Here is a 10,722-nt window from a genome sequence, read left to right as displayed (position 1 = left end):
GCCGCCGCGACCAAGCCGTTCGGCTTCGTGCCCTACTATCCGGGCCCGGGTTTGGGCGGGCACTGCATTCCTATCGACCCGTTCTACCTGACCTGGAAAGCACGCGAATACGGCGTCAATACCCGTTTCATCGAGCTGGCCGGCGAAGTGAACTCCGGCATGCCGGACTGGGTGGTGGCCAAGGTGGCCTCCGCACTCAATACCCGCAAGAAGGCGATCAACGGCAGCCGCGTACTGGTGCTGGGCATTGCCTACAAGAAGAACGTCGATGATATGCGCGAAAGTCCGTCGGTCTTCCTGATGGAAAAACTGCGTGATCTGGGCGCCGAAGTGTCCTATAGCGACCCGCATGTGCCGGTGTTCCCCAAAATGCGCGAACACCACTTCGAGCTCGCCAGCGTGGTGCTGACGGCTGAAGTTGTGGCCGGCTACGACTGTGTGCTGCTGGCCACCGATCACGACCGTTTCGACTACGCCATGCTTGAGAAACATGCCAAGCTGATCGTCGACAGCCGTGGCAAATTCCTCGACCCCGCCGACCATATCGTGAAGGCCTGATCATGCACGCATACGAAACCATTACCGATCGCAAGATCCGCTTTGCGCTGGTGGGCTGCGGCCGCATCGCGCAAAACCATTTTGCCTCGCTGGAAACACACGCCGAGCGCGCCGAAATCGTCGATGTCTGCGACGTTCGCCCCGAGGCACTGCAGGCTGCGGTGGCGCGTACCGGTGCGCGTGGTCACGCCGACCTGAAGAGCTTGCTGGCCAGCAGCAATGCCGACATCGTGATCCTGACTACGCCGTCCGGCCTGCATCCGGCGCAGAGCATCGCCTGCTCGGAAGCCGGCTTTCACGTGATGACCGAAAAACCGATGGCCACGCGCTGGGAAGACGGCCTCGAGATGGTGAAAGCCGCCGACAAGGCTGGCAAACGCATGTTCGTGGTCAAACAGAACCGCCGCAACGCCACCTTGCAATTACTCAAGCGCGCGATGCAGGAGCAGCGTTTCGGCCGTATCTATATGGTCAACGTCAATGTGTTCTGGACCCGTCCGCAGGAATATTATGATTCCGCTGCCTGGCGCGGCACCTGGGAGTTCGACGGCGGTGCTTTCATGAACCAGGCCAGCCACTATGTCGATCTGCTGGACTGGCTGATCGGCCCGGTCGAAAGCGTACAGGCGTATACCGCTACGCTGGCGCGCAATATCGAGGTGGAAGACACCGGCACCGTCAGCGTCAAATGGCGCTCGGGCGCGCTGGGCAGCATGAACGTCACCATGCTCACCTACCCCAAGAATCTGGAAGGCTCGATCACCATTCTGGGCGAGAAGGGCTCGGTCCGCGTCGGCGGTCTGGCGGTCAACGAAATCCAGCACTGGGAATTCGATGCCCCGCATGCGATGGATGAAGAGATCGGCGATGTCAGCTATGCCACCACCAGCGTCTACGGTTTCGGCCATCCGCTGTACTTCGACAATGTGATCAAGACCATGCGCGGCGAAGCCGAGCCGGAAACCGACGGCCGCGAGGGCCTGAAGTCGCTGGAACTGCTGATCGCCATGTATTTGTCGGCGCGCGACGGCCGCCGCGTCAGCCTGCCGCTGGATTACTGAGCCCGCCATTGCCGGTGCGATGCAGGCGCTGCTGCTTGCGGCCTGCTTTTTGCGCCGGCCATTCATGAATAAGGTTGTGATGACTGCCACTATCCACTCCACCGCCATCGTCGACGACGGTGCACAAATCGGTGACGACACCCGCGTCTGGCACTGGGTGCATATCTCTTCCGGTGCACGCATCGGTGCGCGCTGTTCGTTCGGGCAGAATGTGTTTGTTGCGGGCGATGTGCTGATCGGCGACAACGTCAAGGTGCAGAACAATGTGTCCATCTACGACGCGGTCACACTGGAAGACGATGTGTTCTGCGGCCCGTCCATGGTGTTTACCAATGTCAACAATCCGCGCAGCCATGTCAGCCGCAAGCATGACTACCGCCGCACGGTGGTGAAAAAAGGCGCGACCATAGGCGCCAATGCCACCGTGGTCTGCGGCCATACCATAGGCGAGTATGCCTTTATCGGTGCCGGTGCAGTGGTGACTAAAGATGTGCCGCCCTATGCCTTGATGGTCGGCACGCCGGCACACCGCCTGGGCTGGGTCTGCCAGTGTGGCGAGCGTATCAGCAGCTCGCTGGGCGAGCAGCAGTGTGCGGCCTGCGGCTCGCGCTACCAGATCAGCGGCAATAGCTGCACGCCCGTCTGAGCCTTGTCGTCGGGTGGGTCAGGCCATAGGCCGTCACCCATCGTCACGAGGCGATCCATCACCTATTTTTGGTTTTTGCCCAAGCGGCAACAAGGTTCCAGCATGTCCATCCAGTTTATCGACCTGAAAGCGCAGTACCAGCATCTTAAAACCGATATCGACGCACGCATCCATGCCGTGCTCGATCATGGCCAGTACATCATGGGGCCGGAAGTGGCCGAGCTTGAGCGCGAGCTTGCCAGCTACGTTGGCGCCAAGCATGCCATCGGTGTGTGTGACGGCACCGCCGCCTTGCAGATTGCGCTGATGGCACTGGGCATCCAGCCGGGTGACGAGGTGATCACCACCCCGTTTACCTTTATCGCCACCGGCGAAATGATCGCACTGATGGGCGCCAAGCCGGTATTTGTCGATATCGACCCCGTCAGCTACAACCTCGATCCGGCCTTGATCGAGGCGGCGATCACGCCGCGTACCCGCGCCATCATGCCGGTCAGCCTGTATGGCCAGTGTGCCGACTTTGACGCCATCAATGCCATCGCCGAAAAGCACGGCATCGCGGTGATCGAGGACGGAGCGCAGAGCTTCGGCGCCAGCCAGCACGGCAAGCGTTCGGGCAACCTCAGTACCATAGGCTGCACCAGCTTCTTCCCGTCCAAGCCTTTGGGCTGCTATGGCGACGGCGGTGCCTGCTTTACCAATGACGAACTGCTTGCCAAGAAAATGCGCGAAATCCGTATCCATGGTCAGGACCGGCGCTACCACCATCCGGTGATTGGCCTCAATGGCCGCCTCGACACCATTCAGGCGGCGGTACTGCTGGCCAAACTGCCCAGCTTCCAGCATGAAGTCGAGGCGCGTGCCCGCATCGGCGCCCGCTACAGCGAACTGCTGCAGGATGTCGCGCGCGTGCCGGTGATAGGCGCAGGCAATAGCCATGTTTATGCGCAGTACACCATTGAAATCGACCAGCGCGAAGCGGTGCAGGCGGCCTTGAAAGAAGCCGGCGTGCCCACCGCCGTACACTATCCGATTCCATTGCATCTGCAGCCGGCGTTTGCCTATCTGGGGCAGGGGGCGGGCAGCTTCCCGCTGGCGGAAGCCGCTGGCCAGCGCGTGATGAGCCTACCCATGCATCCGTTTATGGACGAGGCGACTCAGGATGCGGTGGTGGCTGCGGTCAGGCAGGCGCTGCGATAAGTGGCCTTGATATTGCGCCTGAAGGCACTGGCAGCCGGCAGCTTTGCCCGTAATGTGGCGACACTGGCCGGCGGGGCTGCCATTGCGCAGTTTCTGCCGCTGGCGGCTTCACCGCTATTGACACGTCTGTATACGCCGGCTGAATTTGGTGTGCTGGCCATTTATGTGGCCTGGCTTTCCAATCTGGCCGTGCTGATGACCGGGCGCTACGATATGGCGATCGTGCTGCCGGACGACGAACGTCGTGCCGCCAATTTGATGGGCTTGTCGCTGTGGCTGTCGCTAGGCTTGTCGTGCCTGGTATTGCTGGCGGTGTTGTTCGGGCATCGCGAACTGGCGCAGCTGGCACAGGAGCCGGCTTTAGCCAATCTGCTGTTGTGGCTGCCGCTATCTTTGCTGCTGGCCGGTGCCATGCAGGCATGGAATAGCTGGAACAACCGTCACCAGCATTACCGCGCCAATGCCGGCGGACGCATGGCCTTGGCGGTGGGGATGACGGCGACCCAGCTGGGCGCCGGTTTTGCCGGCCTGGGCGCGGTCGGTCTGGTGCTGGGGCAATTGGTCGGCCAGAGCGCGTCGCTTATGGTGCAGGCATGGCACGATATCCGCCGCCGTTTTGGCTGGCGGCGGGATGTTAGCGGTGAAACAATGCGCGCGGTGGCACGCGAGTACAGCGAGTTTCCGCGCATCAATGCGCCGCATGCCTTTGTCGGGGCCTTGCAGGACACGCTGGCCGTCACTGCGCTGACGCTATTGTCCGGTTCGGTAACGGTGGGGCTGTATGGGCTGATGATGCGGGTACTGAAACTGCCGGCGGCGCTGGTGGGGCAAGCGGTGGCGCAGGTCGCCTATCGCGATATGGCGGCGGCGAAGAATCGCGGCGAGTCGCTATTGCCTTATCTGAACAAGACACTGGCTATCTTGTCGGTGCTGGCCTTGCCGCCCTTTATCGTCATCATGCTGTGGGGCGACAGCCTGTTTGCCTGGGTATTCGGAGAGGACTGGCGTGCTGCCGGCAATTATGCGCGTGCCTTGTCGCCCTATATCCTGTTTCATTTTGTCGCCTCGCCCTTGGGGATGGTGCCGCTGGTGATCAACCGTCAGCGCACGGCTTTTGCATTCACCATTGCCGGCAGTGCCTTGTTTCTGGGGGCACTATGGGGCGGATTTAGCCTGTGGCAGGACGTGAGTGCCGCTTTTGCGTTAGTCTCGGTAGTCATGACACTCTATTTCTCCTGTTACTTCGTCTGGTTATGGCGGGCGGTGCGGCCATGAAACTATGGGATCGCCTCCGTTTTCGCCTGTCCGGCCTGATCGGCCCGCGCATGCTGGCCGGTTTCACCCGGGCTGACGGTGTATTTCTGCGCCGCGTGCGCATTTCCAACATGACGCGCATCGAGCACCCGCACAAGCTGCAGCTCGAAGACAATATCTTTATCGGCCACTTCAATATGGTGGACGCCTCCGGTGGCCTGTATATCAGTGAAGGCTGCCAGATCACCAACCATGTGTCGCTGCTGACCCATTCCAGCCACGATACGCTGCGCCTGTATGGCGCCGGCTATCTCGATCACCACAACCATGTCGGCTATCTGAAAAAGCCGTCGCTGATCGGCGCTTACAGTTTTATCGGCCCGCATTCGGTGCTGATGCCGGGCGTGCGTCTGGGCAAGGGCACGCTGGTGTCGGCCTATGCGCAGGTCGCCAGCGGCGACTACCCCGATTTTGCGATACTGGCCGGCAATCCGGCCCGTATCGTGGGCGACACCCGCGAGCGCGATGCCCCGTTTCTGGCGGCGCATCCGGAACTGAAACCCCTGTACGAGGCATGGGCCCATGAAAGTTGAACGCTTGCTGCTGGTCGGTTCGGCCTCGGTGCATACCTGGCGCTTTCTGGAAGGCATCGCCCCGCATGTGGGCGAAGTCTGGCTGGCAACAAATGGCGAAGTGCCCGAGGGTCGCCGCCCGCCTAATCTTGCCGGCGTGCTGCGGGTCGATTTCCGCTTCTCGTCGTTTTCGGCGGTGGGGAAGATGCGCGGCTGGATGAAGTCCATCAAGCCGGATCTGGTACATATCCATCAGGCCAATAGCGTGGCCTGGCATGCAACGCGGGCGGCGCGTGGCCTGGGCATCCCGCTGATGCTGACCACCTGGGGCTCGGATGTGCTGCTGCTGCCGGAGAAAAACCCGCTGATGGGGCAGATGGTGAAATCCAATCTGGCCGCCGCCGACCTGATTACCTCGGACTCGCTGCATATGGCGGCGAAGATCCGTGAACTGGGAGGTGGGGGCAAGCGCATCGCCATCCTTAATTACGGCATGGATGCCCTGCCCGCAGCACAAGCCTCGGTAGCCAAGGCCAAACGGGTGCTGTCGTGCCGCCTGCACAAAAAGCTGTACCGCATCGATGCCATTTTGCGAGCCTGGGCCGGGGTCGAAGCCTCGGGTCGCTACCCTGACTGGCGCTTGACGGTGGCAGCCAGCGGCGACGAAAGCCCGGCTTTGCAGGCATTGGCCACCTCCCTGGGGTTGATACGGGTCGACTTTACCGGCTTTGTGCCGGCCTCCGAACTGGCTGCCCTGTACCGCGACAGCCGCGTATTTGTCAGCGTGCCGGAATCGGATGCAACCAGTATCAGCCTCTTGGAAGCCATGGGCCATGGCTGCTTGCCATTGCTCTCCAATTTGCCGGCCAATCTCGAATGGGTGATCGATGGCCTCAATGGCCGGATCGCCGAAGATCTGCGGCATCTGGATGCGGCCTTGATGCAGGCCATGGAGATGGCGGCTGACGATGCCGCGCTGGATGAAGTGGCCGTGCTCAACCGCAAACTGATCAGCAAAAAAGCCTTGCACCGCGACAATATGGCGCAATTTGCCGCCCTGTACCGCACGCTGCTACCGAAAAAAACACATTGAAACCCTGATGAAAATTGTCCACCTGACCAGCGCCCACCCGCGCCACGATATCCGTATTTTTGTAAAGGAATGCGCCACGCTGGCCGATGCCGGCTTTGACGTCACCCTGGTCGTCGCCGACGGACTGGGCGAAGAAATAAAAAGCGGGGTGCGCATTCATGATGTCGGCGCCAAGTCGGGCGGGCGTCTTGCGCGCATGACCGCTACGGTCAAACGGATTTACGTCGCGGCGCTGGCCTTGCAGCCCGATGTGGTGCATTTTCACGACCCCGAGCTGTTGCCGGCGGCGCTGCGCCTGAAGCAGGCCGGCATCAAGGTGGTTTACGACGTGCACGAAGACATGCCGCGCCAGATTCTGGGCAAGCACTGGATACCGGATAGGGCGCGCCCGCTGGTCGCCGGCGGCTTCGAGCGGATCGAGGACTGGGCGGTCAGCCGTTTTGACGCCATCGTCACATCGACACCGCATATCCGTGACCGTTTTCTGTCACGCAACGCCAATAGCGTAGCCATCTGCAACTTCCCTATCCTGAGCGAGCTGGTGCGTGATACGGCATGGGAGTCGCGACGCAACGAGGTGTGCTATCTGGGCAGTATCTCGCGCATACGCGGCATCGCACCGATTATCGCCGCCTTGCCCGACACCCATGTGCGCCTGAATCTGGCCGGGCTGTGGAGCGAAGCCGGCCTGCAGCAGAGCATGCAGCGCGAGCCGGGCTGGGCACGGGTCAATGATCTGGGGGTGCTCGACCGCCAAGGCGTGGCGGCAGTGCTGGCCAAATCCAAGATCGGTCTGGTGACGCTGTTTCCGACCCCCAATTACGTCGACGCGCTGCCGATCAAGCTGTTCGAATACATGGCCGCCGGCATGCCGGTGATTGCCAGCGATTTTCCGGTATGGCGCGCGATTGTGGATGATGCCGGCTGCGGCCTCTTGGTCGACCCGCAAGATCCGCAGGCCATTGCCGCCGCGATAGGCGAGCTGATGGGCGACGAAGAGCGCGCCCGCGCCATGGGCGAAGCAGGGCGCCAAGCGGTGCTGGCCAAATATAGCTGGGCGGCCGAAGGGGAAAAACTGGTCGCCTTGTACCGGACATTGCAGCCGGCCGTATCACCGCAGTAAACCCACATAACAACAATGAAAATACTCTATATCAACCACTATGCCGGCTCGCCCAAGCACGGCATGGAGTTTCGCCCCTATTATCTGGCGCGCGAATGGGTACGCGCCGGACACGAGGTCACCATCGTCGCCGCCGATGTGTCGCATCTGCGCCAGCATAATCCGCAGCTGAGCAGCAAGTACGCCGATGAGCTGATAGACGGCATCCGCTATACCTGGTGCAAAACACCGGCCTACGACGGCAACGGCACCGGGCGGGTGATCAATATCTTCGCCTTTTTGCGCCGCGTGATGGGCTTGTCCGGGCGTTTCCTGCGCGAGTGGAAGCCGGATCTGGTGATCGCTTCCAGTACCTATCCGCTGGATACCATTCCCGCCGCCTTTATCGCCGGCAAGACCGGTGCGCGCCTAGTGTACGAGGTGCATGATTTGTGGCCGCTGACGCCGGTGGAAGTGGGCGGCATGAGTCCCAAACACCCGTTTATCCGCCTGTTGCAATGGGCCGAAGACTTCGGCTATCGCAAGGCCGATACCGTGATATCGATGTTGCCGTGTGCGCGCGACTATATGGTGGCGCACGGCATGGATCCGGCCAAGTACGCGGTGGTGCCCAATGGCGTCGATGTGGCCGAGTGGCAGGGAACGAGTGCTGCGCTGCCGGCAGAGCACCTACAGGCCATCGCCAGGCTCAAGGCCGACAAGCGTTTTCTGGTCGGCTACGCCGGCGGCCATGGCCTGGCCAATGCGCTCGACTTTTTGCTGCAGGCGGCTAGCCGGCTGCATGACGCACCGGTGACTTTCGTGCTGGTCGGCGACGGCCCGGACAAGGCGGCGCTGCTGGCCGAGGCCAAAGCGCTGGGGCTGGATAATGTCGTGTTCCTGCCATCTATCGCCAAGCGCGCGGTGCCGGCGTTTCTCGCCGAGATGGACGCGCTTTATATCGGCTGGCGCAAACTGCCGATCTACCGCTTCGGCATCAACCCGAACAAGCTGTTCGACTACATGATGGCCGGCAAGCCGGTGATCCACTCGGTCGACGCCGGCAACGACATTGTGGCGGCCGCCGGTTGCGGCATCAGCGTGGCCAGTGAAGACGCCGACGCGATTGCCGGTGCGGTACGATCGATGATGGCGTTGGCGCCGAATGCGCGCGGACGCATGGGCGCTGCCGGGCGCCAGTATGTGCTGGCCAATCACGATTACAAGGTGCTGGCGCGGCGGTTTCTAGATGCCTGCTGCCGGGTGGGTTAGCCCCGCAGGGGGCGTAACCCACCGGTGGATGATGAATTGGATGGCGGGTTACGCCGCTTGAGGGCGGCTAACCCGCCCTACACGACAATAATTGTGGGTCAGGCCGCAAGCCGTAACCCGCCAGTCTGATGATGGAAATGATGATGAGCGAAGCCAAATTCCTGCCGTTTGCCCTACCCGATATCGGGGAGGAAGAGATTGCCGAAGTCGTCGACGCCCTGCGTTCCGGCTGGGTGACGACCGGCCCCAAGACGCGCCAGTTCGAGGCCGATTTTGCCGAATTTATCGGCGACGGCGTCGAGGCGATTGCGGTCAACTCCGCCACCGCCGGCCTGCATCTGGCGCTGGAGTCTATCGGCGTCGGTCCGGGCGACGAGGTGATCGTGCCGACCTACACCTTTACCGCCACCGCCGAGGTGGTGCGTTATCTGGGGGCCGATCCGGTATTTGTCGATGTCGACCCGGTGACGCTGAACATGACGGCCGCGGGTTTTCGCGCCGCGATCACGGCCAAGACCCGTGCGGTGATGCCGGTGCATTTCGCCGGCCTCGCTTGCGATATGGACGCGATCATTGCCGTGGCACGCGAACACGGCATCAAGGTGGTGGAAGACGCGGCACATGCGCTGCCGACGCGCTATAAGGGCACGCTCGTAGGCGCGCTGGATTCGGATGTAACCGTATTCAGCTTTTACGCCAACAAGACCATGACCACCGGCGAGGGCGGCATGGTGGTGTCTAAAAACAAGGACCTGATCGCGCGCTGCAAGGTGATGCGTTTGCACGGCATCAGCCGCGATGCCTTCGACCGCTACCAGTCGAAGACGCCGGCCTGGTTCTACGAGGTGGTCGCGCCCGGCTTCAAGTACAACATGCCCGATATCGCCGCTGCGCTGGGTATCCACCAGCTCAAAAAAATCGGCCGCTTCCATGCCCAGCGTGAGGAGATGGCGACGCGCTTCGACGCCGAGCTATCCGATCTGCCGCTGATCCTGCCGGCGCGCCCGGACGACGCGGCAAGCAGTCACGCCTGGCATCTGTATCCGGTGCGCCTCAAGCCCGAGGCCGGTATCCAGCGCGACGACTTTATCGTGCAGATGGCCGAGCGCGGCATCGGCTGCTCGGTACACTTTATTCCCTTACACCTGCACCCGGTGTGGCGCGATGGCTATGCATTGACGCAAACCGACTATCCGGCGGCGCAAGCGGCGTTTGAAGCCGAAGTGACTTTGCCGCTGTATACGCGCATGAGTTCACAAGACCAGAGCCGGGTGATCGCGGCGGTGCGCGAGGTGCTGGGCGCATGAGTCTGCCGGATTCCCGTTCTGCCGCACCCTGCTGCGCGCCGCGCGGCCACGGTTCGCGCACGCTCAAGCGAGCCTTTGATGTATTGGCGTCGGCGCTGGGCTTGCTTTTGCTCGGCCCCTTGCTGCTGGGCGTAGCCTTGTGGGTCAAGGCCGATTCGCCCGGGCCTGTGTTTTTCCGCCAGTTGCGGGTCGGGCGCGGCGGGGTGTTGTTCCGCATCCATAAGTTTCGCACCATGCAGCTCGGCGCCGAAGGCCTTGGCCAGCTGACGGTGGGGAAGGACGCGCGCGTGACCGGCGCCGGGCGCCTGCTACGCAAAACCAAACTGGACGAATTGCCGCAGCTGATCGATGTATTGCTGGGGGATATGAGTGTGGTCGGCCCGCGCCCGGAAGTGCCCAAATATGTGGCGCTGTATCCGGCCGAGGTGCGCGATATCGTGCTGTCGGTGCGCCCGGGGATTACCGACTGGGCGTCGATCCGTATGATAGACGAGAACGAGATTCTGGGTGCCGCCGCTGACCCCGAGGCGGCTTACCGTGACGAAATCCTGCCCCAGAAGCTGGATTTTTATCTGCGCTATGCGCAGACCCACAGCCTGATGGAAGACGTGCAGATTATTATGGCGACGCTGCTCAGAATCGTGCTGCGCTGAATCC

11 protein-coding genes are annotated in these 10,722 nt (G+C 61.9%); all 11 read left to right on the top strand.

The window, feature by feature from the left end; all coding sequences use genetic code 11:
* Positions 1-558, top strand: a 558-nt coding sequence (locus ACRC1E_RS14645) for a nucleotide sugar dehydrogenase (protein ID WP_438515841.1), incomplete at its 5' end; no start/stop codon positions are given.
* A gap of 2 nt (positions 559-560) precedes the next feature.
* Positions 561-1,619, top strand: coding sequence for a Gfo/Idh/MocA family protein (locus ACRC1E_RS14640; RefSeq protein ID WP_438515840.1), 1,059 nt, complete (start codon positions 561-563; stop codon positions 1,617-1,619).
* Between the two features lie 79 nt (positions 1,620-1,698).
* Positions 1,699-2,265, top strand: a complete 567-nt coding sequence (locus tag ACRC1E_RS14635) for an acyltransferase (protein WP_438515839.1) — start codon at positions 1,699-1,701, stop codon at positions 2,263-2,265.
* 102 nt (positions 2,266-2,367) lie between these two features.
* Positions 2,368-3,465: a DegT/DnrJ/EryC1/StrS family aminotransferase gene (locus ACRC1E_RS14630; protein WP_438515838.1), complete on the top strand. Its 1,098-nt coding sequence runs from the start codon at positions 2,368-2,370 to the stop codon at positions 3,463-3,465.
* The gene (locus ACRC1E_RS14625) at positions 3,466-4,740 is read left to right on the top strand and encodes a lipopolysaccharide biosynthesis protein (protein ID WP_438515837.1); all 1,275 of its coding nucleotides are present in this window, start codon (positions 3,466-3,468) and stop codon (positions 4,738-4,740) included.
* The gene (locus ACRC1E_RS14620; RefSeq protein ID WP_438515836.1) at positions 4,737-5,312 is read left to right on the top strand and encodes an acyltransferase; all 576 of its coding nucleotides are present in this window, start codon (positions 4,737-4,739) and stop codon (positions 5,310-5,312) included. Before ACRC1E_RS14625 ends, ACRC1E_RS14620 begins: the two co-directional genes overlap by 4 nt.
* A complete protein-coding gene (locus ACRC1E_RS14615) occupies positions 5,302-6,384 on the top strand; it encodes a glycosyltransferase (protein WP_438515835.1) in 1,083 nt (360 codons plus the stop codon). The genes ACRC1E_RS14620 and ACRC1E_RS14615 overlap by 11 nt, the downstream gene beginning before the upstream one ends.
* Positions 6,385-6,391: 7 nt before the next feature.
* On the top strand, positions 6,392-7,507 hold the full coding sequence (locus ACRC1E_RS14610) for a glycosyltransferase family 4 protein (RefSeq protein ID WP_438515834.1): 1,116 nt from the start codon (positions 6,392-6,394) through the stop codon (positions 7,505-7,507).
* 15 nt (positions 7,508-7,522) lie between these two features.
* Positions 7,523-8,758, top strand: coding sequence for a glycosyltransferase family 4 protein (locus tag ACRC1E_RS14605; protein ID WP_438515833.1), 1,236 nt, complete (start codon positions 7,523-7,525; stop codon positions 8,756-8,758).
* A gap of 143 nt (positions 8,759-8,901) precedes the next feature.
* Positions 8,902-10,065 carry a DegT/DnrJ/EryC1/StrS family aminotransferase gene (locus ACRC1E_RS14600; protein WP_438515832.1) on the top strand — a complete coding sequence of 388 codons (1,164 nt, stop codon included), beginning with the start codon at positions 8,902-8,904 and terminating at the stop codon, positions 10,063-10,065.
* Entirely contained in the window at positions 10,062-10,718 is a 657-nt protein-coding gene (locus ACRC1E_RS14595) for a sugar transferase (protein ID WP_438515831.1), read from the top strand. The genes ACRC1E_RS14600 and ACRC1E_RS14595 overlap by 4 nt, the downstream gene beginning before the upstream one ends.
* The last annotated feature ends 4 nt before the right edge of the window (positions 10,719-10,722 follow it).

The sequence above is a fragment of the Craterilacuibacter sp. genome (genome assembly GCF_051659485.1).
Lineage (GTDB): Bacteria > Pseudomonadota > Gammaproteobacteria > Burkholderiales > Chromobacteriaceae > Craterilacuibacter.
This window is presented reverse-complemented; position numbering and strand designations above follow the sequence as displayed.